18 protein-coding genes are annotated in these 26,178 nt (G+C 64.0%); 6 read left to right on the top strand and 12 right to left on the bottom strand.

The features are described 5' to 3' along the window. Nucleotides 1–92 precede the first annotated feature (92 nt). The gene (locus BCEP18194_RS13375; protein WP_011351812.1) at nt 93–1,778 is read left to right on the top strand and encodes a ShlB/FhaC/HecB family hemolysin secretion/activation protein; all 1,686 of its coding nucleotides are present in this window, start codon (nt 93–95) and stop codon (nt 1,776–1,778) included. Nucleotides 1,779–1,944: 166 nt separating this feature from the next. Next, complete coding sequence (locus tag BCEP18194_RS13370; protein WP_011351811.1) at nt 1,945–2,406, top strand: DUF2147 domain-containing protein; 462 nt, start codon at nt 1,945–1,947, stop codon at nt 2,404–2,406. A 103-nt stretch (nt 2,407–2,509) separates the two neighbouring features. On the opposite strand, the gene BCEP18194_RS13365 is transcribed toward BCEP18194_RS13370, so the two are convergent. From BCEP18194_RS13365 to typA, 6 genes are all read right to left on the bottom strand, one after another. Then, entirely contained in the window at nt 2,510–2,920 is a 411-nt protein-coding gene (locus tag BCEP18194_RS13365) for a transposase (RefSeq protein ID WP_011351810.1), read from the bottom strand. 144 nt (nt 2,921–3,064) lie between these two features. Then, nucleotides 3,065–4,162 (bottom strand): cell division protein ZapE, encoded by a 1,098-nt coding sequence (zapE, locus tag BCEP18194_RS13360; protein WP_041492816.1) that lies wholly within the window; start codon nt 4,160–4,162, stop codon nt 3,065–3,067. Nucleotides 4,163–4,260: 98 nt separating this feature from the next. Further along, nucleotides 4,261–5,691, bottom strand: a complete 1,431-nt coding sequence (gene lpdA / locus BCEP18194_RS13355) for a dihydrolipoyl dehydrogenase (protein WP_011351808.1) — start codon at nt 5,689–5,691, stop codon at nt 4,261–4,263. Between the two features lie 83 nt (nt 5,692–5,774). Beyond that, nucleotides 5,775–7,049, bottom strand: coding sequence for a 2-oxoglutarate dehydrogenase complex dihydrolipoyllysine-residue succinyltransferase (gene odhB, locus BCEP18194_RS13350; protein WP_011351807.1), 1,275 nt, complete (start codon nt 7,047–7,049; stop codon nt 5,775–5,777). Between the two features lie 135 nt (nt 7,050–7,184). Further along, nucleotides 7,185–10,049, bottom strand: coding sequence for a 2-oxoglutarate dehydrogenase E1 component (locus BCEP18194_RS13345; RefSeq protein ID WP_011351806.1), 2,865 nt, complete (start codon nt 10,047–10,049; stop codon nt 7,185–7,187). Nucleotides 10,050–10,366: 317 nt separating this feature from the next. Then, entirely contained in the window at nt 10,367–12,193 is a 1,827-nt protein-coding gene (typA, locus tag BCEP18194_RS13340) for a translational GTPase TypA (protein ID WP_011351805.1), read from the bottom strand. A 328-nt stretch (nt 12,194–12,521) separates the two neighbouring features. Here typA and BCEP18194_RS13335 point away from each other — a divergent pair, with 328 nt between their 5' ends. The 4 genes from BCEP18194_RS13335 (at nt 12,522) to BCEP18194_RS13320 (ending at nt 17,452) form a co-directional block, all read left to right on the top strand. Beyond that, nucleotides 12,522–13,013 carry a MarR family winged helix-turn-helix transcriptional regulator gene (locus tag BCEP18194_RS13335; RefSeq protein ID WP_011351804.1) on the top strand — a complete coding sequence of 164 codons (492 nt, stop codon included), beginning with the start codon at nt 12,522–12,524 and terminating at the stop codon, nt 13,011–13,013. Between the two features lie 87 nt (nt 13,014–13,100). Next, on the top strand, nt 13,101–14,597 hold the full coding sequence (locus BCEP18194_RS13330; protein ID WP_011351803.1) for an efflux transporter outer membrane subunit: 1,497 nt from the start codon (nt 13,101–13,103) through the stop codon (nt 14,595–14,597). A 52-nt stretch (nt 14,598–14,649) separates the two neighbouring features. Continuing rightward, nucleotides 14,650–15,864, top strand: a complete 1,215-nt coding sequence (locus BCEP18194_RS13325; protein WP_011351802.1) for an efflux RND transporter periplasmic adaptor subunit — start codon at nt 14,650–14,652, stop codon at nt 15,862–15,864. A 28-nt stretch (nt 15,865–15,892) separates the two neighbouring features. Next, nucleotides 15,893–17,452 (top strand): DHA2 family efflux MFS transporter permease subunit, encoded by a 1,560-nt coding sequence (locus tag BCEP18194_RS13320; protein ID WP_011351801.1) that lies wholly within the window; start codon nt 15,893–15,895, stop codon nt 17,450–17,452. 87 nt (nt 17,453–17,539) lie between these two features. Here BCEP18194_RS13320 and truB read toward each other — a convergent pair whose 3' ends face one another. The 6 genes from truB to rluB form a co-directional block, all read right to left on the bottom strand. Next, on the bottom strand, nt 17,540–18,472 hold the full coding sequence (gene truB, locus BCEP18194_RS13315) for a tRNA pseudouridine(55) synthase TruB (protein ID WP_041492815.1): 933 nt from the start codon (nt 18,470–18,472) through the stop codon (nt 17,540–17,542). A 13-nt stretch (nt 18,473–18,485) separates the two neighbouring features. Beyond that, nucleotides 18,486–18,884 carry a 30S ribosome-binding factor RbfA gene (rbfA, locus tag BCEP18194_RS13310; protein WP_011351799.1) on the bottom strand — a complete coding sequence of 133 codons (399 nt, stop codon included), beginning with the start codon at nt 18,882–18,884 and terminating at the stop codon, nt 18,486–18,488. Between the two features lie 114 nt (nt 18,885–18,998). Further along, nucleotides 18,999–21,917, bottom strand: coding sequence for a translation initiation factor IF-2 (infB, locus tag BCEP18194_RS13305; protein ID WP_011351798.1), 2,919 nt, complete (start codon nt 21,915–21,917; stop codon nt 18,999–19,001). A 91-nt stretch (nt 21,918–22,008) separates the two neighbouring features. Then, on the bottom strand, nt 22,009–23,484 hold the full coding sequence (gene nusA, locus BCEP18194_RS13300) for a transcription termination factor NusA (RefSeq protein WP_011351797.1): 1,476 nt from the start codon (nt 23,482–23,484) through the stop codon (nt 22,009–22,011). Beyond that, complete coding sequence (rimP, locus tag BCEP18194_RS13295) at nt 23,484–23,942, bottom strand: ribosome maturation factor RimP (RefSeq protein WP_011351796.1); 459 nt, start codon at nt 23,940–23,942, stop codon at nt 23,484–23,486. Before rimP ends, nusA begins: the two co-directional genes overlap by 1 nt. Before the next feature lie 453 nt (nt 23,943–24,395). Next, a complete protein-coding gene (rluB, locus tag BCEP18194_RS13290; RefSeq protein ID WP_011351795.1) occupies nt 24,396–26,162 on the bottom strand; it encodes a 23S rRNA pseudouridine(2605) synthase RluB in 1,767 nt (588 codons plus the stop codon). Nucleotides 26,163–26,178: the final 16 nt, after the last annotated feature.

The following is a 26,178-nucleotide window of genomic DNA, read 5'->3' as shown; positions in this document are numbered from 1 at the left end:
CAACCGGCATTGCGGCACGCGGCGCGCGGCACCTTGGTGTCGCGCGCCGGCATTACAAAGAAGACGAAAAGCAAGGCCAACGAGGAAGAACAATGAAATCCAGACTCGACCGATGGATGATGCTGCTCGCCATCGCGGCAGCAGGCACGGCACATGCACAAACGCGCGTCGGAGGTAACCCGCTCGACTCCCTGCCCCAGATCAACGCGCCGAAAACCGGCCCGAACGTGACCGTGCAGGTCGCACCGCAGGCGCCGCAGTTGCAGGAGCTGCTGTCGCGTCACCTGACGCCGACCACATTCCAGGTCGAAGGCGTGAAGTCCGTGCCGTTCGACGAAATCTCGCGTCGCTTCACCCCTCTCGTCGGCAAGGACATCACGATCGGCGATCTGATCGAAACGGCCAACGGCGTGACGAAGCTGTACCAGGATCGCGGCTTCGCGCTGTCGTTCGCGTTCGTTCCTGCGCAGACGTTCGAGAACGGCGTCGTGCGCATCACGGTTGTCGAAGGCTATGTGTCGGACGTCAAGGTCACCGGCAAGCCCGGTGCGATGGAATCGAAGATTCGTGCAATCGCCGCCCATATCACTGCCGATCGCCCGCTGCGCCGCGCGACGTTCGAACGCTACGTGAACACGTTCGGCCTGTTGCCCGGCCTCACGGTAAAGGCGAACGTACCACCGCCGCAAACCACCGACGGTGCCACGACGCTCGAACTCGCGGTAGACCGCAAGCCGTTCAACGTCAGCACCGGTATCGACTTCAACCACCCGGGCGTCCAGGGTCTCATCACCGCGACCGAAAACGGCCTCACATCGTTCGGCGAGCAACTGAGCATTTCCGCACTGGCGCCGCCGGGGCGCGACAAGCAGACCTACGTCGCATTCAGCGGCGCGGTACCCGTGGGCAGCAGCGGCCTGATCACGCGCCTCGACGCGAGCACGTATCGCGGCAAGCCGACTGACAATCCGGGGCTGCCGTCGACCGTCCAGCGAACCGTAAAAAGCGAGAAGCTCGGTCTTTCGGCATCCTACCCAATACTTCTGAACAACCAGCGCAGCCTGCTCGGCACGGTGTCGGGCTATGCAGCGCATAACGAAGACAACTATCAGAACAAAATCAACGGCAATACCCTCGACAACAGGTCGCAGGTCCGCGTGCTGCAATTGCAGCTCGACTACACGAGCGTACAACCGAAGCAGGTGCGAAAACTGAGCGTCAACGTCGCAAAGGCATTCGACATCCTCGGCGCATCGAAATCGCAGACCGGCCTGGTTAACGGCACGACGTATACGTACGCCGACCCGACATCACTGACCTTCGTCCGCACCGGCGCGACCTTCACGCAAACCAACGAATGGCCGTTCCGGATCGGCACGTCGGTCTCGCTGACCGGGCAATACAGCCCGGACTCGCTGCCGACGTCCGAGCAGATCTCGTTCGGCTCGACGCGCTACGCGCTCGGCTATCAGCCGGGCGAAGCGTCGGGTGACTCGGGATGGGGGATGTCGCTGGAGGTCAACCGCGGCTTCACGCCGGGCTGGACGTACATGAAATCCGTTACGCCGTACATCGCCTACGACATGGCACGTGTGTACCTGCACTCGGGTACACCGTCGCCAAACCGCATGTCGTCGGTCGGCATCGGCGTGCGTTTCACGGACAGCCGCTTCTATAGCCTCGACCTGAACGTCGCGAAGCCGGTGGGTGACGCGCCAGTCGAAAGCGCATCACGCAGCCCACGCATCAACGCCGCATTCTCGTATCAGCTCAACTGATCGGTCACCAAACAGCCCGCGCCACGCGGGCTGTTTCGATTAGAGTCCCCTCTATCAAACGTGGCGCGTTGTTTCACGTATTCTGACGAAGCTCGCAACATGCCCGCCCCATGCAGACGGTCGTGCGGGCAAATCGAACACGACATGCAAAACAAGGAGGACGACAATGATTCAACTGACCCGCCCGTTTCGTGCAATCGCCATCGCCGGCGTACTGCTCGCTTGCGCTGCCCCCACGTTTGCACAAGCAGACAACCCCATCGGCATGTGGCAGACGATCGACGACAACACGCATCAGCCGAAGGCACTCGTGCAGATCGCCGAGGACGGTGACGGTGCGCTGACCGGCAAGGTCGTCAAGGGCCTCGGCGCGAACGATACGCCCGATCGCCGCTGCACCGCTTGCACGGACGAGCGCAAGGATCAGCTCATCAAGGGCATGACGATCATCAAGGCCATGAAGAAGGAAGGCGACCACTGGGACGGCGGCAACATTCTCGACCCGGAGAACGGCAAGGTCTACAAGTGCAAGATGACGCTTGAAGACGGCGGCCAGAAGCTCGTCGTGCGCGGTTACATCGGCGTGTCGCTGCTCGGTCGTTCGCAGACCTGGGTTCGCCAGCAATAATGCGGCTCGCGCTTAAACGCGCGGCTCAATGAAAAAATCGGCCTGCGACGAAGTCGTCAGGCCGATTTTCTTTTGGTGCGTGCGTAGCGGGAACTGAAGAACATCACGCTGCATGCTTCAGCGTGTCCGACACATAGCTACCAGGTGCGCGATACGCGGGCGCCACATTGCTGCGTGCTTCCGCCGCCTTCGATTGCGTGTGCTTGCGCATCCGCGTCGACAACTCGTTGCACAGATTCACACCCGCGTCGCCATAGAGTTCACGCATGACACTCATCAACGTGCCCGTCTCGTGCCAGACCTTGAAGCGACGATGGCAAGTTTGGTAGGAAGGGTAACGACGCGGCATGGCCGACCACGTTGCGCCGCTGTAGATCACCCAGAGCACGCCGTTCAGGACGGCACGCGTATTGGCCAACGGACGGCCGCGCAACTCGGTGCGCGGCTGCATTTCGGGCAGAAGCGACGCTACGCAGCGCCACTCTTGGTCGGTCAGATCGCGATACGGTGTCATGGACATCTCCAGCCTTAGTAACCATGACACAACGATATCGGCTCACCTCAACAATGAATATAAGACAAATCCGAAAATACCCCGAGATTGCCTTAATTTGACCGGAATTGACGTTTGAATCCCGTCAATTGCCGGAAATCGCACTCAGGTCAACGACGTATCGACGATGCGGCGCGGCGTTTCGATGTATTCCTTCGACTGCATCTCGACGATTCGCGAGACCGTACGCGCAAACTCGTTGGCCATCGGGCCTTCGACGTACAACTGCTCCGCCGGCACCGCCGCGGACATCAGCAGCTTGACCTTGTGGTCGTACAGCACGTCGATGAGCCACGTGAAGCGGCGCGCCTCGGACGCCATCCGCGGCGACATCTGCGGCACCTCGGACAGCACGATCGCGTGGAAGCGGCTCGCGAGCTCGAGATAGTCGTTCTGCGAGCGCGGGCCGCCGCACAGCGTCGCGAAGTCGAACCATACGACGCCGTCCGCCTTGCGCAGCGCCTTCAGCTCGCGCTTCTCGATATGCAGGAGCGGGCTTTCATCGGGAACGGCAGCGAGCTTCTGGAACGCATGCCGCAATTCGCGATCGGCATCCGCGCCGAGCGGCGTGTGATACATCTTCACCTGAGCGAGCGTGCGCTGGCGATAATCGACGCCCGCGTCGACGTTGAGCACATCGAGCCTGGACTTGATCAACGCGATTGCCGGCAGCATACGGTCGCGATGCAGGCCGTCCGGATACAGGTCGTCGGGATCGTAGTTGGACGTCATCACGAACTGCACGCCGTTGTTGAACAGGCGGTCGAGCAGACGGTACAGGATCATCGCATCGGCAATGTCCGACACGTGGAACTCGTCGAAGCAGATCAGCCGGTAGCGCTTCGCGATGCGCCGTGCGAGTTCGTCGAGCGGATCGGCCTGCCCTTTCAGTTCCTCGAGCTCGCGGTGCACTTCGCGCATGAATTCGTGGAAATGCAGGCGCGTCTTGCGCTGCACGGGCACGACCGCGTAGAAGCTGTCCATCAGGAAGCTCTTGCCGCGACCGACACCGCCCCACATGTAGACGCCGCGCGGGAGGTCGGGATGATTGATGAGCTTCTTGAACGCGTTCGAGCGACGCGCCTTGTACTCGACCCACTCGTCGAAGCATTGCTGCAGGCGATCGACGGCCGCGCGCTGCGCGGGATCGGACTGATAGCCGCGCGTGGTCAATTCGCGCGTGTAGTATTCGGTGACGTTCATCGGGCAAACCGGAAAAAACGAAGGCGGACGGGAAATCCCGCCCGCCCTCGTCATGAGACGGCTGCGCTGGCCGATTGCCGGCCGGCGCTACACCGCGCTCAGCTGTTCAGCGAGCGCTTGTCGACGGCGAGCGCCGCTTCGCGCATCACTTCCGACATCGACGGGTGCGGATGGCAGATGCGGGCGATGTCTTCCGACGCCGCCTTGAATTCCATCGCCACCACGGCTTCCGCGATCAGGTCCGACGCGTTCGCCGCGATCACGTGCACGCCGAGCAGTTCGTCGGTCTTCGCGTCCGCGATCATCTTCACGAAGCCGTCCGGCGCGTTCATGCCGAGCGCGCGGCCGTTGATCGAGAACGGGAACTTGCCCGACTTGATCTCGCGGCCTTCCGCCTTCAGCTGCTGCTCCGTCTTGCCGACCCATGCGATTTCCGGGTACGTGTAGATCACCCACGGAATGCAGTTGTAGTCGATGTGCGGCTTCTGGCCATCGATCACTTCCGCGACCAGCACGCCTTCGTCTTCCGCCTTGTGCGCGAGCATCGGGCCACGCACCACGTCGCCGATCGCGTACACGTTCGGCACCGCCGTGCGGCAGTGGTCGTCCACGTCGATGAAGCCGCGTTCGTTCGCCTTCAGGCCGATAGCCTCGAGGCCGAGGTTGTCGGTGTTCGGCACGCGGCCGACCGACACGATCAGGCGGTCGGCGTCGAGCGTCTGCGCGTTGCCGTCCTTGTCCGTGTAGGCGATCGACACGCCGTTCGCGGTCGCCTTCACTTCGCCGATCTGCACGCCGAGGTTGATGTCGAGGCCCTGCTTCTTGAACAGCTTGGCCGCTTCCTTCGCGAGCGCTTCGTCAGCTGCGCCGAGGAAGGCCGGCAGCGCTTCGAGCACCGTCACTTCGGCACCCAGGCGACGCCACACCGAGCCGAGCTCGAGGCCGATCACGCCTGCGCCGATCACGGCAAGCTTCTTCGGCACCGCGTCGAACGTCAGTGCACCTTCGTTGTCCGACACGATCTTGTTGTCGACCGGGATGCCCGGCAGGTGACGCGCCTTCGAGCCCGTCGCAATGATCACGTTCTTCGCGGTGACGACTTCGGTTTCACCTTCGCCGCTCACTTCGATCTGCACGCCGGCGTCGGTCTTGCCGGTGAACTTGCCATGGCCCTTCAGCCAGGTGATCTTGTTCTTCTTGAACAGGAACTCGATCCCGCTCGTCATCTTCTCGACGATCGCGTCCTTGCGGCCGAGCATCTTCGCGACGTCGATCTTCACGCCGTCGACCGTGATGCCGTGGTCGGCCAGGTGGTGCGACGTGTTCTCGAACTCTTCCGACGACGCGAGCAGCGCCTTCGACGGAATGCAGCCGACGTTCAGGCACGTACCGCCAAGCTTCAGCGCGCCGGCCGGGTTCTTCCACTTCTCGATACAGGCAACGGTCTTGCCGAGCTGCGCGGCGCGGATCGCGGCGATGTAGCCGCCGGGGCCGGCGCCGATCACGACGACGTCAAATTCCTTGGACATGACAATCCTTTCTTCTTGTGCAGCCGCACGGGCCACGCGCGTGGCGCGCCCGTGCGGTGCGGGTCAATGCAGTGAAACTCGGCTTACAGGTCGAGCAGCAGACGTGCCGGATCTTCCAGCGCATCCTTCATCGCGACGAGCGACAGCACGGCTTCGCGGCCGTCGATGATGCGGTGGTCGTACGACAGCGCGAGGTAGTTGATCGGACGGATCACGATCTGGCCGTTTTCGACGACCGGACGCTCCTTCGTCGCGTGCACGCCGAGGATGGCCGACTGCGGCGGGTTGATGATCGGGGTCGACAGCATCGAGCCGAACACACCGCCGTTCGAGATCGAGAACGTACCGCCCGTCATTTCCTCGATCGACAGCTTGCCGTCCTTCGCCTTCTGGCCGAACTCGGCGATCTTCTTTTCGATCTCGGCGAGGCTCAGTTGATCCGCGTTGCGCAGGATCGGCACGACGAGGCCGCGCGGCGAGCCGACAGCGATACCGATGTCGAAGTAGCCGTGGTAGACGATGTCGTTACCGTCGATCGACGCGTTCACGAGCGGGAACTTCTTCAGCGCGTGGACAGCTGCCTTCACGAAGAACGACATGAAGCCGAGCTTCACGCCATGTTCCTTCTCGAACTTGTCCTTGTACTTGTTACGCAGTTCCATGACCGGAGCCATGTTCACTTCGTTGAACGTCGTCAGGATCGCGTTGGTCTGCTGCGACTCGAGCAGACGCTCGGCGATACGCGCACGCAGGCGCGACATCGGCACGCGCTGTTCCGGACGGTCGTTCAGCCAGGTCGCGGCCGATGCCGGCACCTTCACTTCCGGCAGCGCCGGCTTCGCAGCGGCCGTCTTGGCCGGTGCGGCAGCCGGAGCGGCCTTCGGTGCGCTGCCTGCTGCCAGCGCGTCGCCCTTCGTGACGCGGCCGTCACGGCCCGAACCTGCGACGTCGCCCGCCGACAGGCCCTTCTCGGCCAGCAGCTTCGATGCGGCCGGCGATGCGGTCGTCGACGATGCGGCTGCGGCGACCGGCTGTGCTGCCGGTGCGGCTGCGGCAGGCGCTGCTGCCGGCTTGACTTCGGCGGCGCCTGCGGCGGCTTCGGCTGCACCCGCCTTCGCTTCGGTGTCGATCGTCGCGATGATCTGATCGGCAACGACGGTGTCACCGTCGTTCTGCAGCACTTGCGCGAGCACGCCCGCTGCCGGTGCCGGCACTTCGAGCACGACCTTGTCGGTCTCGAGTTCGATCAGGATTTCGTCTTGAGCAACTGCTTCGCCCGGCTTCTTCTTCCACTGCAGCATGGTGGCTTCCGAAACCGACTCCGAAAGCTGGGGGACTTTGACTTCTACGATAGCCATGTGATTTTCCTGGATGCTTAATCTGGGTAATGACGAGGTTCGTGCGATTCCTTCGGCCGGTGCGGCGCGCAATGCGCCCGGCGGGCCAAAAGAGACGGGAAAGCGCATGGCGCCTTCCCGTTTCGCTTCCGTCGGTTATTTCGCGATCGATGCGCTCTTCAGGCGGCCGAAAGCACCTTCGATGAGGGCCTTCTGCTGCTCGTAGTGCTTCGCGTAGTAGCCAACCGCCGGCGAGGCCGAAGCCGGACGGCCGCTGTATGCCAGCTTCTGCCCTTCCTTCATGCCTTCCTTCAGATGGTGCTCGACGTAGAACCAGGGGCCCTGGTTCTGCGGCTCGTCCTGCACCCAGACCACTTCAGTCGCGTTCTCGTACTTCTTCATTTCGGCTTCGAACTGCTTGTGCGCGAACGGATACAGCTGCTCGATACGGATGATCGCGACGTCGTTCGCCTTCGCTTCGCGGCGATGTGCGACGAGGTCGTAATACACACGGCCCGAGCATGCCAGCACGCGCTTGACCTTCTTCGCGTCGATGCCGCCGTCGGTTTCGCCCAGCACCGGCTGGAACGAACCCTTCGCGAGTTCCGACAGGTCCGACACCGCTTCCTTGTGACGCAGCAGCGACTTCGGCGTCGCGACGATCAGCGGCTTGCGGAACAGGCGGATCATCTGGCGACGCAGCAGGTGGAAAATCTGTGCCGGCGTCGTCGGTTGAACGACCTGCATGTTGTGATCGGCGCACAGTTGCAGGAAACGCTCGATACGCGTCGACGAGTGTTCCGGACCCTGGCCTTCATAGCCGTGCGGCAGCAGCATCGTCAGACCCGACACGCGGCCCCACTTCACTTCGCCCGACGAGATGAACTGGTCGATCACGACCTGCGCGCCGTTGACGAAGTCGCCGAACTGCGCTTCCCACAGCACGAGCGTGTTCGGCTCGGCGGTCGAGTAACCGTATTCGAAGCCCAGCACCGCTTCTTCCGACAGCACCGAGTCGATCACCGTGAACTTCGCCTGGCCTTCTGCGATGTTCTGCAGCGGCACGTACGTGCCGTCGTTCCAGCGCTCGCGGTTCTGGTCGTGCAGCACCGCGTGACGGTGCGTGAACGTGCCGCGGCCCGAGTCCTGGCCGGTCAGGCGCACCGAGTAGCCCGATGCGACGAGCGACGCGAACGCGAGGTGTTCGCCCATGCCCCAGTCGAGCGGCTGGTCGCCACGCGCCATGTTGCGGCGGTCGTTGATCACGCGCTCGACGAGCGGGTGGACCTTGAAGTTTTCCGGGACCGTCGTGATGCGTTCGCCGAGGCGCTTCAGTTCTGCGAGCGGCACGGCCGTGTCGGCTGCATCCGTCCACTTGCGGTTCAGGAACGGAACCCAGTCAACCGCGTACTTGCTCTTGTAGTTCGACAGGACCGGATCGACCGTGTGGTGACCGTCGTCCATCGCCTTGCGGTACGCCTTCACGAAGTTGTCGGCGTCTTCCGCGCTGATCACGCCCTGCTGCACGAGCTTCTCGGCGTACAGCGCACGGGTGCCCGGGTGCTGCGCGATCTTCTTGTACATCAGCGGCTGCGTGACCGCCGGCGTGTCCTGCTCGTTGTGGCCCAGCTTGCGGAAGCAGACGATGTCGATCACGACATCCTTGTGGAACTGCATCCGGTAGTCGATCGCGATCTGGATCGCGAGCACGACAGCTTCCGGATCGTCGCCGTTCACGTGCAGCACCGGCGCTTCGATCATCTTGACGACGTCGGTACAGTACAGCGTCGAGCGCGCATCGCGCGGATCGGACGTCGTGAAGCCGATCTGGTTGTTGATGACGATGTGCAGCGTGCCGTGCGTGCCGTAGCCGCGCGTCTGCGCGAGGTTCAGCGTTTCCATCACGACGCCCTGGCCAGCGAAGGCCGCGTCACCGTGGATCTGCACCGGCAGCACTTGCAGGCCGTCTTCGTCGCCGCGACGGTCCATCCGCGCCTTCGCGGAACCTTCGACCACCGGGTTCACGATTTCGAGGTGCGACGGGTTGAACGCGAGCGACAGGTGAACCGGGCCACCTTCCGTCGACACGTCCGACGAGAAGCCCTTGTGGTACTTCACGTCACCGGCCGGCAGGTCGTCGACGTGCTTGCCTTCGAATTCGGCGAACAGGTCGGCCGGCATCTTGCCCAGCGTGTTGACCAGCACGTTCAGACGGCCGCGGTGGGCCATGCCGATGATGATTTCCTGCACGCCGCGCTTGCCCGAGTGCTGGACGACTTCGTCCATCGCCGCGATGAAGCTTTCGCCGCCTTCGAGCGAGAAGCGCTTCTGGCCGACGTACTTGGTATGCAGGTAGCGCTCGAGGCCTTCAGCGGCCGTCAGGCGATTCAGGATGTGCTTCTTCTCGTCTGCCGAGAAGTTCGGCGTCGCGCGCGTCGACTCCAGGCGCTCCTGCCACCAGCGCTTCTGCTCCGGATCGCTGATGTACATGTATTCGGCGCCGATCGTGCCGCAATACGTGTCGCGCAGACCCTTGACGATGTCACGCAGCGAAGCCTGGTCGAAACCGAAGTACAGGTTGCTTGCGCTGTACGTCTGGTCGAGGTCGCCTTCGGAGAAATCGTAGAACGCGGGTTCGAGCTCGGGAATGGCGGGACGTTCGCGACGCTTCAGCGGATCCAGATTGGCCCATTGCGAGCCGAGGAAGCGATAGGCGCTGATGAGGGACTGGACGTGCACCTGCTTGCGTGCCGCAGCCAGATTGGTGGTGCTTTCGCGCGGGATGAAGGCATTGGCCTTCGCGCGCTCGGCGAACGATTCGACGATCGGAAAATGGGCGACGTCATTAGCATTCGTACCGTCCGTTGCAGGAACATTCTGCAACGCGTCGAAATACTCTCGCCAGTTCTCCGGCACCGATGCCGGATTGTTGAGGTATGCATCGTACAGTTCTTCAACGTACGAAGCATTGCCGCCGAACAGATAGGAGTTCAGCTGAAACTGCTTCATTACATCTGACATTTTACGCTCACCTTTCTTCGAGTTTCTCGAGAAATAGCGGGTTACTCAACCTTCCGCGACACGGCCTGACCGTTTAGCGGATTGCGAATCAAGTCTTGCTTGGAAGGACCTAAACTTGCGTGCGCGCAGCATATCACAGAACCGATACCGAAGTTCACGGCGAAATGTGCCTGAAAGCACCACGCGACGGGGTTTTGCCGGATTGCCACGACCCGCAGGAACAGTGTTTTGCAGACAATCGGATTGCACACTGCGCAGATGCAAAAAAGGCTGCCCGCAGGCAGCCTTTTCCGTGATGCAGTGAACGGCCGAAACGCTTAGTCGACCGCGCCTTCGCGGCTCGCGCGGCGACGCTCGTGCTCCTTCAGGAAGCGCTTGCGCAGACGGATCGATTGCGGCGTCACTTCGACGAGCTCGTCGTCGTCGATGAATTCGACCGCGTATTCGAGCGACATCTGGACCGGCGGCACGAGGCGCACGGCTTCGTCGGTACCCGACGCACGCACGTTGGTCAGCTGCTTGCCCTTGATCGGGTTCACGACGAGGTCGTTGTCACGGCTGTGGATACCAATGATCATGCCCTCATAGAGCGCGTCACCCGGCTTCACGAACATGCGGCCGCGATCCTGCAGCTTCCACAGTGCGTAGGCCACGGCAGCGCCGTCGTCCTGCGAGATCAGCACACCGTTGCGGCGCTCGAAGACCGAACCGTCCTTGACCGGTGCATACGAGTCGAAGATGTGGCTCATCAGGCCCGTGCCGCGCGTCAGCGTCAGGAATTCGCTCTGGAAGCCGATCAGGCCACGTGCCGAGATCTTGTACTCCAGACGCGTGCGGCCGCGGCCGTCCGACGCCATGTCGAGCATTTCGCCCTTGCGGCGACCCAACTCTTCCATCACGCCGCCCTGATGCTCGTCTTCAACGTCGACGGTCAGCAGTTCGTACGGCTCGTGACGAACGCCGTCGATTTCCTGCATCACGACGCGCGGACGCGACACGGCCAGCTCGTAGCCTTCACGACGCATGTTCTCGACGAGAATCGTCAGGTGCAGCTCGCCGCGGCCCGACACTTCGAACACCGTTTCGTCACCCGTGTCCTTCACGCGCAGCGCAACGTTGTGGTTCAGTTCCTTCATCAGGCGGTCGCGGATCTGGCGGCTCGTGACGAACTTGCCTTCGCGGCCGGCGAGCGGCGACGAGTTGACGAGGAAGTTCATCGTCAGCGTCGGCTCGTCGACGGTGATCATCGGCAGCGCTTCCGGCGTATCCACCGCGCAGATCGTTGCGCCGATGCCGACGTCTTCAATACCGTTGATCAGCACGATGTCGCCCGCTTCGGCCGATTCGACCTGCACGCGCTCGAGGCCCGTGAACGACAGCACCTGGTTGATCTTGCGGTTCAGCACGTCGCCTTCCGGGCCGAAGCGCATCGCGACCGGCTGGCCCGGCTTGATGCGACCGCGCGTGATGCGGCCGACGCCGATCCGGCCGACGTACGTCGAATAGTCGAGCGACGTGATCTGCAGTTGCAGCGGCGCCTCCGGATCCGCCGGACGGACCGGCACGTGTTCGAGGACTGCCTCGAACAGCGGGCGCATGTCGCCTTCGCGCGCAGCCGGGTCGAGCGACGCGTAGCCGTTCAGGCCCGATGCGTAGACGATCGGGAAGTCGAGCTGCTCTTCGGTTGCGCCGAGCTTGTCGAACAGGTCGAAGGTCTGGTTGATGACCCAGTCGATCCGCGCACCCGGACGGTCGATCTTGTTGACGATGACGATCGGCTTCAGGCCGAGCGCGAGCGCCTTCTTCGTGACGAAGCGCGTCTGCGGCATCGGGCCCTCGACCGCGTCGACGAGCAGCAGCACCGAGTCGACCATCGACAGCACGCGCTCGACCTCGCCACCGAAGTCCGCGTGCCCCGGCGTGTCGACGATGTTGATGTGCGTGCCTTCGTACTCGACCGCACAGTTCTTCGCGAGAATCGTGATCCCGCGCTCTTTTTCGATGTCGTTCGAGTCCATCACCCGTTCCGCAATCTGCTGGTTCTCGCGGAAGGTGCCGGACTGGCGAAGCAGTTGGTCGACGAGCGTAGTCTTGCCGTGGTCGACGTGGGCGATGATGGCGATATTGCGAAGGGCGCGGGTCATAGAAACCTGGAAATCGTTTGAACGCGCAAAAGCGCCCGCTCGTTTTTCACGGGCGCGCGCATTGCAGCTTGGAAAGCCACAAATTATAGCACGTGCGGATGTCGAGAGCTGACGGGCACGTCGCGACCCAACACAAGACGGCTCGCTTGCCCTCCCCTCGAACCCGCCAGTCGGCCGAAGCCTGCGTCATCGGCAAGCCCAAAAACCTTATTGGAAAAAGGGATTTGTGGGACACAAAGCGCGCCCTTTGCCGTTCGATTAACATTTGCCGCGGCAAGCAACTGTGCCTATACTGCTGCCTAGTCAACTATTGCAGCTTCAGGGTTTTATGTCGGATTCTTCTACCCAACCACCCGTCTCGCCGCTGTCTTCGTATCAGATGAACGACAGCGTCGGTTATCTGATGTCGCGCGTGAAGTCGGTGATGACCAACCTCGTCACGCAACGCACGCAGGAAGAGCTCGGCATCACGGGTACGCAGGCCAGCATGCTGTTCATGATCGCGGTCGGCAAGTGCTCGACGGCCGCCGAGCTCGCGCGCGAGTACGGGATCGACGCAAGCGCGGTCACGCGCCTGCTCGACCGGGTCGAGAAACGCGGCCTGCTGTCCCGCGTCCGCAGCATCGAGGACCGGCGCGTCGTGCGCCTCGAGCTGACCGACGAAGGCCGTGCGCTCGCCGAACGGCTGCCGCCGATTTTCCGCAGTGTGCTCGACCAGGTACTGGACGGGTTTACGCCGGAAGAAGTCGGGTTCCTGAAGAGCATGCTGCGCCGCATTCTCAGCAACTACTGCGAGACCGCCGGCGGCAGCATCACGTAATAGTTGCCATAACAATTACTTTTGACAGATTAATGTAAGGAAATCCTTGCAGTGTCCATCATTCATTCCGAGTCAGGGATCAGCGCGATGAAATCCTCCCCGTTGTCCGTGCGCGCCGGGTCGTGCCGCGCCGCCGTCGCCGCCGCGGTCGCCGCACTGGCGCTGGCGGGCTGCGCGAACTACATCGGCATCAAGAGCGACAAGCAGATCGCTCCCGCGTCGCAATTCGAATCCGCCCAGAGCCTGCCGGCCCAGGGCGGCCAGTGGCCGGCGCTCGACTGGGCCAGCCAGTTCGGCGATCCGCAGCTGCCGAAGCTGATCGACGAGGCCCTGCAGGGCAATCCGTCGATCGCGCAGGCGCAGGCGCGCATCGCAAAGGCGTCGTCGTACATCGAATCGTCGCGATCGAGCCTGATGCCGAAGGCGGAAGCCAGCTATTCGTGGACGCGCGAGCTGTATTCGGGGAACGCCCTGTTCCCGCCCCCGTACGGCGGCCAGTGGTACAGCGAGAACAACGCACTGGCGAGCGCGTCGTGGGAACTCGACCTGTGGGGCAAGAACCGCGAACGCCTGCACACCGCCGTGTCGCAGGAAAAGGCAGCCGAAGCCGACATGCAGCAGGCACGCATCACGCTCGCGTCGTCGGTCGCACGCACCTACAACTCGCTCGCGCAACTCTATGCGCTGCGCGATATCGCGCAGCGCGAGATCACCAACCGCGAGACGGTCGGCAAGATCACCGACGGCCGCGTGTCGGCCGGTCTCGACACCAACGTCGAACGCCAGACGGCGCGCGGCAATATCGCGACGACCCAGGCTTCGCTGTCGGATCTCGATGGCCAGATCACGACGGTGCGCTACCAGCTCGCCGCGCTGCTCGGCAAGGGTCCGGATCGCGGGCTGCAGATCGCGGCGCCCGTGCTGAACCCGAGCGGCGAAGTCGCGCTGCCCGGCAACCTGCCGGCCGATCTCGTCGCGCGCCGCCCCGACATCGTCGCCGCGCGCTGGCAAGTCGAAGCCGCGATGCACGACGTGAAGGAAGCGAAGGCCGAGTTCTATCCCGACGTGAACCTCGCGGCCGGCTTCGGCTTCGATGCGTTCGGCTGGGGCAAATTCCTGAACTTCGCGAGCCGTCAGGCGCAGTTCGGCCCGGCGATCCACCTGCCGATTTTCGACGCCGGCGCGCTGCGCGCGCAGCTCAAGGGCCGCTATGCGGACTTCGACCTGTCGGTGGCGAACTACAACCAGACGCTGATCAGTGCGCTGAACGACGTCGCGACGCAGGTCGCGTCGATCCGCGCGGTCGATCGCCAGATGGGCGATGCGCAACGCGCACTCGACGCATCGACGCGCGCCTATGACCTCGCGGTCATCCGCTACAAGGCCGGCCTGTCGCCGCAGCTGCAGGTGCTGACCGCGGACAGCAACCGCCTCGCATCGGAGCAGACGGTGACCAACCTGAAGATGCGCCGCCGCGACATGCAGCTCGCGCTGATCAAGGCGCTGGGTGGCGGGTTCGACGCGACCGGCACGCCGCTCGCCGCACCCGATGCCGACAAGCCGACAAAACAGGCCGCCAACTGATCCGGCGCCACCACTACGCAGACACTCGAAATAACGGACGGAGAAAATCGCCATGAGCGACCAACAAAACGCCGCCGGCGCGCAGCCGCAGAACAACGGCAAGCGCAAACGGATGATGACGCTGCTCATCGCGGTCATCGTGATCGCGGCCATCGCGTATGGCCTGTACTACTTCCTCGTCGCCCGCTTCCATGAAGGGACCGACGACGCGTACGTGAACGGCAACGTCGTGCAGATCACGCCGCAAGTCACCGGCACCGTGATCGCGGTGAAGGCCGACGATACGCAAACGGTCAAGGCCGGCGATCCGCTCGTCGTGCTCGACCCGGCCGACTCGCAGGTCGCGCTGCAGCAGGCCGAAGCCAATCTCGCACAAACGGTGCGCCAGGTGCGCGGCCTGTTCGTCAACGATGATCAGTACCGCGCTCAGGTCGCGCTGCGCCAGTCCGACCTGTCGAAGGCCGAGGACGACCTCCGCCGCCGCGTGGCCGTCGCACAGACGGGCGCCGTGTCGCAGGAAGAAATCTCGCACGCTCGCGACGCCGTTCGCGCCGCCCAGGCATCGCTTGACGCCTCACAGCAGCAACTCGCATCGAACCGCGCGCTGACCGCCAACACGACGATCGCCTCGCATCCGAACGTGATGGCTGCGGCCGCGAAGGTTCGCGACGCGTACCTGGCAAACGCGCGTAACGTGCTGCCCGCGCCGGTCACCGGCTATGTCGCGAAGCGCTCGGTGCAGGTCGGCCAGCGCGTGTCGCCAGGCACGCCGCTGATGTCGGTGGTGCCGCTGAACGCAGTGTGGGTCGATGCGAACTTCAAGGAAGTGCAGCTCAAGCACATGCGCATCGGCCAGCCGGTCGAACTGACGGCCGACATCTATGGCTCGTCGGCGGTCTACCACGGCAAGGTGGTCGGCTTCTCGGCCGGTACGGGCTCGGCATTCTCGCTGCTGCCCGCGCAGAACGCGACGGGTAACTGGATCAAGGTCGTGCAGCGCCTGCCGGTGCGGATCGAACTCGATCCGAAGGATCTCGACAAGCACCCGTTGCGCATTGGCCTGTCGATGCAGGTCGACGTGGACATCAAGGACGAACGCGGCGACCAGCTCGTGAACGCGCCGAACACCGTCTACGAGACCAACGTGTTCGCGAAGTACGGCGACGAAGCCGATGCCGAAATCGCCCGCGTCATTGCCGAGAACGCAGGCAGCAACGCATCGGCGCCGGCCGCGTCGAAGTCGAATGCCGTCGCGAAGATGATGTAACCGTTCCGACTCCGGAAAAACAACCGACATGGCACAGGCTCCTGTCTCTCACCCGCCCTTGCAGGGCGGGCAACTCGTGATCGGGACGATCGCGGTATCGCTCGCGGTGTTCATGAACGTGCTCGACACGTCCATCGCGAACGTCGCGATCCCGACCATCTCGGGCGACCTCGGCGTGTCGTCCGACCAGGGCACGTGGGTCATCACGTCGTTCGCTGTCGCGAACGCAATCTCGGTGCCGCTGACCGGCTGGCTGACTGACCGCTTCGGGCAGGTGCGCCTGTTCCTCGCGTCGATCATCCTCTTCGTGATTTCGTCGTGGATGTGCGGGCTCTCGCCCAACCTGCCGTTCCTGCTTGGGTCACGCGTGCTGCAAGGCGCGGTGGCGGGCCCGATGATTCCGCTGTCGCAAGCGCTCCTGCTGTCGAGCTATCCGCGCGCCAAAGCGCCCATGGCGCTCGCGCTATGGGCAATGACGACACTGATTGCCCCCGTTGCCGGCCCGATTCTCGGCGGCTGGATCTCGGACAACTACTCGTGGCCGTGGATCTTCTACGTCAACATCCCGGTCGGCATCGCCGCCGCCGCCGCGACGTGGGCGATCTACCGCAACCGGGAGTCGGCCGTGCGCCGCGCGCCGATCGACGGCGTAGGCCTCGCGCTGCTGGTCATCTGGGTCGGCTCGCTGCAGATCATGCTCGACAAGGGCAAGGATCTCGACTGGTTCGCGTCGACGACCATCATCGTGCTCGCGCTGACCGCCGTCATTGCGTTCGCGTTCTTTGTCATCTGGGAATTGACCGCCGAGCATCCGGTTGTCGACCTGTCGCTGTTCCGCATGCGGAACTTCACCGGCGGCACGGTTGCGCTGTCGATCGGGTATGGCCTGTACTTCGGCAACCTCGTGCTGTTGCCGCTGTGGCTGCAGACGCAGATCGGCTACACCGCGACCGACGCCGGTCTCGTGATGGCGCCGGTCGGGCTGTTCGCCATCCTGCTGTCGCCGCTCACCGGGAAGTATCTGCCGCGCACCGATCCGCGCTTTATCTCGACGGCGTCGTTCCTGACGTTTGCGCTGTGCTTCTGGATGCGCTCGCGCTACACGACGGGCGTCGACGAATGGTCGCTGACGCTGCCGACGCTCGTGCAGGGCATCGCGATGGCCGGCTTCTTCATCCCGCTGGTGTCGATCACGCTGTCCGGCCTGCCCGGCCACCGCATCCCCGCGGCATCGGGCCTGTCGAACTTCGTGCGGATCATGTGCGGCGGTATCGGTACGTCGATCTTCCAGACGGCCTGGGACCATCGCAACAACTTCCATCACGCGCAACTGGTCGAGCAGACGAACGTCTACAACCCGACGTTCAACCAGGCCGTCACGCAGATGGGCAACCTCGGGCTGACGCAGGACCAGGCGCACGGGCTGATCAACAACATGGCCACGCAGCAGGCCGCGCAGCTCGGCGTGAACGATCTGTTCTACATCTCGGCGGCGATCTTCGTGCTGCTGATCGGGCTGATCTGGATCACAAAGCCCGAGCGCTCCGGTGGTGGCGATGCAGGTGCCGCGGCATCGGCTGCGCACTGAACACGCAACCTGAACGCAAACAAAAAAGCCCGGTCGACATCGACCGGGCTTTTTTCATTTCGACGGAAGCGCGTTCGCGCGGCTGTGTCAGGCCGCCGTAACGACGAGCCGTTCCGGCGCCAGTACGCCGTTCGCCTTGCGAGCCACGCCGAGCAGCCGAGTCGCGTCATATACACGCACACGCTCGCCTTCGGCCGCATCGATCGGGTCGAGCGCCGACAGCGGCAGACGCTGGCCGTGCAGGAACCGCTTCGCGCTGGTTTCATCGAGACGAACCAGCGGAAATGTCGACAGCAGCGCGTCGACCGGCTGGAGCCACGCATCGCGCGACGCGTCGTCGGCATCGGACAGCGCATCGAGCGTCACCGCATGCTCGAGCGTCAGCGCACCAACACCCGTGCGACGCAGCATCGTCAGGTGCGCACCGCAACCGAGTGCCTCGCCGATATCCTCCGCCAGCGTGCGCACATACGTGCCCTTGCTGCAGGTCACGCGAAACGTCACGTCAGGCAAGTCGCATGCGAGCAACGCGAGAGCGAGGATCGTCACGTTGCGGCCCTCGCGCTCGACGGTTTGCCCCGCGCGCGCATATTCGTACAGCGGCTTGCCATCGCGCTTGAGCGCCGAATACATCGGTGGCACCTGCACGATCTCGCCGGTGAAGCGCACGAGCGCGGCTTCCACCGCTGCGCGGTCGCATTCGACCGGCCGCGTGTCGATCACCTCGCCTTCCGCGTCGCCGGTGGCCGTACGCTGGCCGAGACGCATCGTCGCTTCGTAGGTCTTGTCCGCTTCGAGCAGATCCTGCGAGAACTTCGTCGCCTCGCCGAAGCACAGCGGCAGCAGGCCCGAAGCCAGCGGATCGAGCGTGCCGGTGTGACCGGCTTTCTTCGCGAGCAGCAGACGCTTCGCGCGAATCAGCGCGTCGTTGCTCGACAGGCCGACCGGCTTGTCGAGCAGGAGGACACCGTCCAGCAGGCGCCGGGGCACGCGCGGACGTTGGGATGCTGCAGTCGTCATAGGCCGGTCGAGCTCAGTCGTCCTTGGCGGCCGCATCGGCCTCGTCGTCGTCCTTCGCGCGCGTCGAGTTCGCTTCCTTGATCAGGCGCGACATTTCCACGGCCTTCTCGATCGTCTGGTCGTAGTGGAAATGCAGCGTCGGCACCGTATGAATGTGCAGGCGCTTGAACAACAGGTTGTGCAAGTGACCCGACGCGTGGTTCAGCGCTTCCTGCGTCTTGGCCGGATCGCCGGTCAACGCGGTGAAGTAGACCTTCGCATGTGCGTAATCCGGCGTGAGTTCCACGCTCTGAATGGTCACGATGCCGATGCGCGGGTCCTTGACCTCGCGCATGATGAGTTCGGACAGATCGCGCTGAATCTGGTCAGCAATCTGTACGTTGCGATTGGGGGAAGTACGTTTCCTGGACATGATCGATCCGTGATCCGTTTATCAGGATAAAGCGGCGGCCAGTGTTGGCACGCCACCATGAAAATGGGCGGGACAGGCCCAAGCCTGCCCCGCCCATGAGCCGATGCGCGAGGGTTACAGCGTACGCGCGACTTCGGTCACTTCGAAGACTTCGAACTGGTCGCCTTCGACGATGTCGTTGAAGTTCTTCACCGACATACCGCACTCGAAGCCCTGCTTCACTTCCTTCACGTCGTCCTTGAAGCGCTTCAGCGATTCGAGTTCGCCCGTGAAGATCACGACGTTGTTGCGCAGCACGCGCACCGACGACGAGCGCTTGACGATACCGTCCGTCACCATACAGCCGGCGACTGCACCGATCTTCGGTACCTTGAAGACCTGGCGCACCTCGACCATGCCGGTGATGACTTCGCGCTTCTCCGGTGCCAGCATGCCCGACATCGCCGCCTTCACCTCATCCACTGCGTCATAGATGATGTTGTAGTAACGGATGTCGATGCCGTTCGACTCGGCCAGCTTGCGCGCCTGTGCATCTGCACGCGTGTTGAAGCCGATGATGACCGCCTTCGATGCCGTTGCGAGGTTGACGTCGTTTTCGCTGATGCCACCCACCGCGCTGTGCACGATCTGTACGCGCACTTCGTCGGTCGACAGCTTGAGCAGCGACTGCACGAGTGCTTCCTGCGAGCCCTGCACGTCGGCCTTGATGATGAGCGGCAGGTTCTGCACTTCGCCTTCGCCCATCTGCTCGAGCATGCTCTCCAGCTTCGCAGCCTGCTGCTTCGCAAGCTTGACGTCGCGGAACTTGCCCTGACGGAACAGTGCGATTTCACGCGCCTTGCGCTCGTCCGGCAGCACGATCACTTCTTCGCCCGCACCCGGCACTTCCGACAGACCCTGGATTTCGACCGGGATCGACGGGCCGGCTTCCTTCGTCGGCTTGCCGTTTTCGTCGAGCATCGCACGCACGCGGCCGTAGGCCGTACCTGCCAGCACGATGTCGCCTCGGTTCAGCGTACCGGCCTGCACCAGGATCGTTGCGACCGGGCCCTTGCCCTTGTCGAGCTTCGCTTCGATCACGATGCCCTTGGCCGGCGCCTCGACCGGTGCCTTCAGTTCCAGCACTTCGGCTTGCAGCAGCACGTTCTCGAGCAGATCGTCGATACCCGCGCCCGTCTTCGCCGAAACCGGCACGAACGGCGAATCGCCGCCGTACTCTTCCGGCACGACGCCTTCCGCGACCAGTTCCTGCTTGACGCGATCGAGATTCGCGTCCGGCTTGTCGATCTTGTTGATCGCGACGACGATCGGCACGCCACCCGCCTTCGCGTGGGCAATTGCTTCCTTCGTCTGCGGCATCACGCCGTCGTCGGCCGCCACCACCAGCACGACGATGTCGGTCGCCTTCGCGCCGCGTGCACGCATTGCCGTGAACGCTTCGTGACCCGGCGTATCGAGGAACGTGATGACGCCACGCGGCGTGTCGACGTGATAAGCGCCGATGTGCTGCGTAATGCCGCCCGCTTCGCCAGCGGCAACCTTCGCGCGGCGGATGTGGTCGAGCAGCGAGGTCTTGCCGTGGTCGACGTGACCCATGACCGTGACGACCGGCGGACGCGGCAGTTGCTCCGCATCGGTACCCGTTTCGCCTTCGACGAGCAGCGCTTCCGGATCGTCCAGCTTCGCGGCAACCGCGCGGTGGCCCAGTTCCTCGACGATGATCATCGCCGTTTCCTGGTCCAGCACCTGGTTGATCGTGACCATCTGGCCCATCTTCATCATCACCTTGATGACTTCAGAGGCCTTGACCGACATCTTGTGCGCGAGGTCGGCAACCGACACGGTTTCCGGCACGTGCACTTCGCGGACGATCGGTTCGGTCGGCGCCTGGAACGTCGAGCTGTCCTGGTGACGGCCGCGACCCTTCGGGCCGCCGCGCCAGCCGCGGTCGACGCCGCCGCTCGAATCGCCGCGCGTCTTGATACCGCGACGCTTCGACGCGTCGTCCTGCCAGCCGCCCTTGCCTGCGCCCGGCTTCTTGTTGCGGTCGCCCGCGCCTGCCGGCGCAGTCGTAGCCGGCGCTGCAGCACCGGCCGGCTTCTTCACGGCCGGACGCGCCTGCGCACCTTCCGGCTTTGCCGGCTTGTGCAGCGTGCCCTTCGCTTCGGCCGGCTTCGGCGGCTCGACCGGCTTCGGCGGCTCGACTGCCTTGACCACGGCCTTGCGCGGCGTGTTCATCATTTCGCGAATCGCACGCGCTTCGGCTTCTGCCGCCGCACGACGCTTGCTGATCTCTTCCTGCTCGGCGCGCGCCTTGTCCGCCGCCTCGCGGGCAGCGTCTTCAGCCTTCTTCGCCGCTTCGCGCTGAGCCGCACGTTCGGCAGCTGCGCGTGCTTCGTCCTGCGCGGACTGCGTGCTCGCCGCTTCCTGCTGCTCGGCTGCAGCGGCTTGCTGTGCGGCTGCCTGCTGCTGTGCCGCCGCAGCTTCAGCCGCGACACGCTTCGCCGCCGCTTCTTCTTCGGCGCGACGACGCTCGGCTTCAGCCGCTTCCTCGCGGGCGCGGCGCTCTGCTTCCTCGCGCTCGAGGCGTTCCTGACGCTCGCGCAGTTCCTGCGCCTGCTTCTCGAGCAGATCGGCCTCGCGGCGCGCCTCTTCTTCGCGACGCTTCAGTTCTGCATCGTCGTCCGCTTCGGCGACCTGCGCCTGACCCTGTTCCGCACCCTCGCTCACGTCGTCGCGCTTGACGAACGTACGCTTCTTGCGGACCTCGACCTGAATGGTGCGAGCCTTGCCCGTCGCGTCAGATTGCTTGATCTCCGACGTATGCTTGCGGGTCAGCGTGATCTTGCGCTTGTCGCCGTCGGTTGCGCCGTGCGACTTGCGCAAATGATCGAGCAGACGCGCCTTGTCCGTTTCGGACAGCGCATCGTCTTCACTCGCTTTCTGGACGCCCGCTGCCTGCAGCTGTTCGAGCAGCACACCAGCAGGCATTTTCAGTTCCGCGGCAAATTGGGCTACGTTGTTACTCGCCATTCATTCCTCTTAGTGCAAGGACCGATTCCTTGCGGTTAGCATCGGGTCAGGCCATACGGCCGCCATCAAATCAGTGCGCCATGGTCATTTCTCACTGGAACCAGTGTTCACGTGCTTTCATGATCAACGCCTTAGCGGCATCCTCTTCCATCCCGGTCAAGTCGACCAGTTCATCTACAGCCAGCTCGGCGAGATCGTCGCGCGTCTGCACGCCGTGTTCGGCCAGCTTCGCGAGCAACTCCGGCGTGATGCCGTCGAGGCTCTTGAGATCCAGCGCTGCGTTCTCGACCTTTTCTTCGTTCGCGATAGCCATCGTCAACAGCGCGTCGCGTGCGCGGTTGCGCAGTTCGTGTACGGTGTCCTCGTCGAATGCCTCGATTTCGAGCATTTCGTTGAGCGGCACGTACGCGATTTCTTCCAGGCTCGTGAAGCCTTCGTCGATCAGGATGTCGGCAACTTCTTCGTCGACGTCGAGACGCGCCATGAACAGCGCACGCAGACGGTCGCGCTCTTCACCCTGCTTCAGGGCGGATTCATCCGGCGTCATGATGTTGATCTGCCAGCCGGTCAGCTCACCTGCAAGGCGAACGTTCTGACCACTGCGGCCAATCGCGACAGCCAGCTCGTTCTCGTCGACGACGACGTCCATCGAGTGCTTTTCTTCATCGACGACAATCGACTGGACAGCTGCCGGCGCGAGCGCGCCGATCACGAACTGGGCGGGATCCTCCGACCATAGCACGATGTCGATATTTTCGCCACCGAGCTCGTTGCGCACGGCCTGCACACGGGAACCGCGGATGCCGACGCAGGTGCCGATCGGATCGATCCGCTTGTCGTACGCGATGACGCCGATCTTCGCGCGCACGCCCGGGTCGCGGGCAGCCGCCTTGATCTCGAGCAGGCCCTGCTCGATTTCCGGCACTTCCATCTCGAACAGCTTCATCAGGAATTCGGGCGCCGTACGCGACAGCTCGATCTGCGGGCCGCGCGCGGTGCGGTCGACCTTCGCGATATACGCGCGCACGCGGTCGCCCACGCGCAGGTTTTCCTTCGGGATCAGCTGATCGCGGCGCAGCAGCGCCTCGACACGGCCGGATTCGACGATGAAGTTGCCCTTGTCGAGGCGCTTCACCGTACCCGTCATGATCTTTTCGCCACGCTCGAGGTAATCGTTCAGGATCTGCTCGCGCTCTGCGTCGCGCACCTTCTGCAGGATCACCTGCTTCGCGGCCTGCGCGCCGATGCGGCCGAACTCGATCGACGGAACGGGTTCCTCGACATACTCGCCGACTTCGACGTCGGGATTCTGGTCACGTGCTTCGAACAGCAGGATCTCGCGATCCGGCTCCTGCAAGCCTGCCTCGTCGGGCACGACGAGCCAGCGACGGAAGGTTTCGTGCTCGCCGCTTTCGCGATCGATATGGACGCGGATTTCGGCGCCTTCGTCGAACAGCTTCTTGGAAGCAGACGCGAGCGCAGCCTCGAGGGCGCCCAGCACCACATCCTTGTCGACGTTTTTCTCGCGCGCCAGCGCATCCACCAGCATCAACACTTCGCGACTCATTATTTGCGGCTCCTAAAGTCAACTTGCGGAATCAGGCGGGCTTTATCGATATCGGCCAGCGTGAAATCCAGCATGGCTGCCTCGCCCTTCTTCCCCTCAAATTCCAAACCGATCGTTTCGCCATTCGGCGCGTGCAGAATGCCCCGGTACGTCTTGCGCCCGTCCAGCGGCTTTTTCAAGGTCACGGAAACTTCGCTGCCAGCGAAGCGCTCGAAGTCGGCCAGCTTCTTCAACGGGCGGTCGAGCCCCGGGGACGAGACTTCGAGCCGTTCGTAATCGATGTTTTCGACCGTCAAGACGTGCTGGAGCTGACGCGTGACCTTTTCGCAATCTTCGAGCGAGATGCCGGCAGGCTGATCGATATAGATGCAAAGCATGCCGCGCCCGGTGCGCTCGAGATCCACCAGCTCGTAGCCGAGCCCGGTGACCGTGGTTTCTATCAGTTCCGTCAGTTGCACTGTGTCCTCTCAGGTGTTCGCGCCCGCCGCTCGCGATTCACCCGCGGGCGCGCGCCTTAGCCGGCGCAGGAAGCGCTACCCGAGATGCCTAACCGTTTCAGCAAAAAAAAATGGGCGGAACGCCCATCTTCTTACTGGTGGTCGCACCTGAGCCGCACATTGAATCCGTACGCCCAGCGACTCCGCGATTATAGCGATTTTTGGCGCAAACGCCAAGCCAGCCGGTAAAAGCAGCGTGTCGTCTGCCTTTACGGGCCCAAAAATGCGAAATCGGGCTGCTCGATCAACGGGCGCCATCGTGACGCGCCGGAGATCGGTTATGCCAGCGGCCTTTTAGCGGCACGTGACATATATACAGTCGAAAGCAATAAATGCAATGCCCGGCGCCGACAAGGCCAGCCGGATGCCGATTCGGCCGGCACGCCGGAGGCCTTGCGCCGCTCGCCTGAATGCTCAGCGGCTGCGCGTGCGACTGCGCTGCGGACGCTGACCACCGCGCGGGCCGCCGCTGTTACCGGCGCCCTCGGCACGATTGCCGTTCGGGTTGCGATTACCGCCCTTGCTGCCGCCGCGCTTGGGGCCCGCGCCATCACGCTTGGGGCCTGCGCCGTACGACGCGCGGTTGCCGTCGACATCGCCACGGCCACCGCCGGCGCGATTGCCGTCGCGCCCGCCTCCGCCCGCACGGTTGCCATCCCGGCCGCCGCCAGCGCGATTGCCAAAGCCCGACGGCGCGACCGGCAGGCTGCCGTAGCCGCTCAGACCCGGCAGACCCGGCCCGCCGCGACGACCACTGCCACGACGCGGCTGATCCAGCTGCCCGTGCGCCGTCAGCACCGGCTCACGGCCGATGAAGCCCATCGACGTCTGCATCGGATCGGGCTGGCGACGCTCGGCCTGGCCGGTACCGCCGCGCTTGCCCTTCTCCTCGGACGGCGCCTTCAGGCCGACGGTCGCCATCAGCTTGCGCACCTGCGTGTCGTCGAGCTCCTCCCAGCGACCGCGCTTCAGGCCGCGCGGCAGCGGAATCGGGCCGTGACGCGTACGGATCAGGCGGCTCACCATCAGGCCGACCGCCTCGAACATCCGGCGCACTTCGCGGTTGCGGCCTTCGGCCAGCGCAACGTGATACCAGTGGTTCGTGCCTTCGCCGCCGCCGTCGCGGATGCGCAGGAAGTTCGCCGGGCCGTCATCGAGCTCGACGCCGTGCAGCAGCTTCTGCCGCATGCCTTCGGCCAGTTCGCCGACGACGCGCACCGCGTACTCGCGCTCGACGCTGTAGCGCGGATGCATGAAGCGGTTTGCGAGGTCGCCCGAAGTCGTCAGCATCAGCAGACCTTCGGTATTGAAATCGAGGCGCCCCACCGCGAGCCATTTCGCCGTCTTCATCGGCGGCAGGCGGTCGAACACCGACGGACGACCTTCCGGATCCGCATGGCTGACGATCTCGCCCGTCGGCTTGTGGTACAGCAGCACGCGCGGCGGCTTGTTCGGCAGCTTGCGCTTGACCGGCTTGCCGTTGATCCGCACCTGGTCGGTCGGCATGATGCGCTGGCCGATGTGCGCGGGCTCACCGTTCACCGACACGCGGCCGGCGACGATCAGCTCTTCCATTTCGCGGCGCGAGCCCATGCCCGCTTCCGCCAGCACCTTGTGAAGCTTCGGCGCGTCGTCGTCCGGCGACAGCACGCGCTTGTTCGCCGGCTGGCTGCGACCGCGGCGCAGCATCGGCGCACGCACGCCGCTACCGCCCGCGGAGTTGTCCGCGTCGAATGCCGGCGACGTCACGTAGGCGAACAGTTCGTCCTGGGACGCATCGCCCTCCACCTTTGCCGCACCACCTTCAGCCTTCGGTGCGCTGCTGCGACGACTCTGGCCGCCTTGGCCGCCCGGGGCCTTGGCCGCGCCTTCGCGCTTGGCGGCCGGCTTGCGAGCACCCTTGGCCGCACCTTCCTTGCGCGGCGCACGCGTCGGCTGCTGCGCTTCGGCGGCTTCGGCCGGCTGCGCGTCAGCGCCTTCGCCGCCCTGCGGCTCGCCTTCGGCGCCCTTCGACTTGGCCGCCGCGCGACGCCGCGCGATCAGGCTGCGCGGGCCTCGCCGCAGACCGCGGCGGGGACGCTCGTCGCCACCCTCGGCCGAAGCGCCCTGCTCCGGTGCATCGTCGGCACGCGCTGCCTGCACGGCAGGCGCGGACGATTCAATATCGTGGATATCTGTCAAAACAACCTCAAAATGT

It is taken from the genome of Burkholderia lata (genome assembly GCF_000012945.1).
GTDB classification, from domain to species: Bacteria; Pseudomonadota; Gammaproteobacteria; order Burkholderiales; family Burkholderiaceae; genus Burkholderia; species Burkholderia lata.
This window is presented reverse-complemented; position numbering and strand designations above follow the sequence as displayed.

Coding starts and splice junctions, on each gene's coding strand:
- BCEP18194_RS13375 (WP_011351812.1), top strand. CDS start 93: ATGAAATCCAGACTCGACCGATGGATGATGCTGCTCGCCATCGCGGCA.
- BCEP18194_RS13370 (WP_011351811.1), top strand. CDS start 1,945: ATGATTCAACTGACCCGCCCGTTTCGTGCAATCGCCATCGCCGGCGTA.
- BCEP18194_RS13365 (WP_011351810.1), bottom strand. CDS start 2,920: ATGACACCGTATCGCGATCTGACCGACCAAGAGTGGCGCTGCGTAGCG.
- zapE (WP_041492816.1), bottom strand. CDS start 4,162: ATGAACGTCACCGAATACTACACGCGCGAATTGACCACGCGCGGCTAT.
- lpdA (WP_011351808.1), bottom strand. CDS start 5,691: ATGTCCAAGGAATTTGACGTCGTCGTGATCGGCGCCGGCCCCGGCGGC.
- odhB (WP_011351807.1), bottom strand. CDS start 7,049: ATGGCTATCGTAGAAGTCAAAGTCCCCCAGCTTTCGGAGTCGGTTTCG.
- BCEP18194_RS13345 (WP_011351806.1), bottom strand. CDS start 10,049: ATGTCAGATGTAATGAAGCAGTTTCAGCTGAACTCCTATCTGTTCGGC.
- typA (WP_011351805.1), bottom strand. CDS start 12,193: ATGACCCGCGCCCTTCGCAATATCGCCATCATCGCCCACGTCGACCAC.
- BCEP18194_RS13335 (WP_011351804.1), top strand. CDS start 12,522: ATGTCGGATTCTTCTACCCAACCACCCGTCTCGCCGCTGTCTTCGTAT.
- BCEP18194_RS13330 (WP_011351803.1), top strand. CDS start 13,101: ATGAAATCCTCCCCGTTGTCCGTGCGCGCCGGGTCGTGCCGCGCCGCC.
- BCEP18194_RS13325 (WP_011351802.1), top strand. CDS start 14,650: ATGAGCGACCAACAAAACGCCGCCGGCGCGCAGCCGCAGAACAACGGC.
- BCEP18194_RS13320 (WP_011351801.1), top strand. CDS start 15,893: ATGGCACAGGCTCCTGTCTCTCACCCGCCCTTGCAGGGCGGGCAACTC.
- truB (WP_041492815.1), bottom strand. CDS start 18,472: ATGACGACTGCAGCATCCCAACGTCCGCGCGTGCCCCGGCGCCTGCTG.
- rbfA (WP_011351799.1), bottom strand. CDS start 18,884: ATGTCCAGGAAACGTACTTCCCCCAATCGCAACGTACAGATTGCTGAC.
- infB (WP_011351798.1), bottom strand. CDS start 21,917: ATGGCGAGTAACAACGTAGCCCAATTTGCCGCGGAACTGAAAATGCCT.
- nusA (WP_011351797.1), bottom strand. CDS start 23,484: ATGAGTCGCGAAGTGTTGATGCTGGTGGATGCGCTGGCGCGCGAGAAA.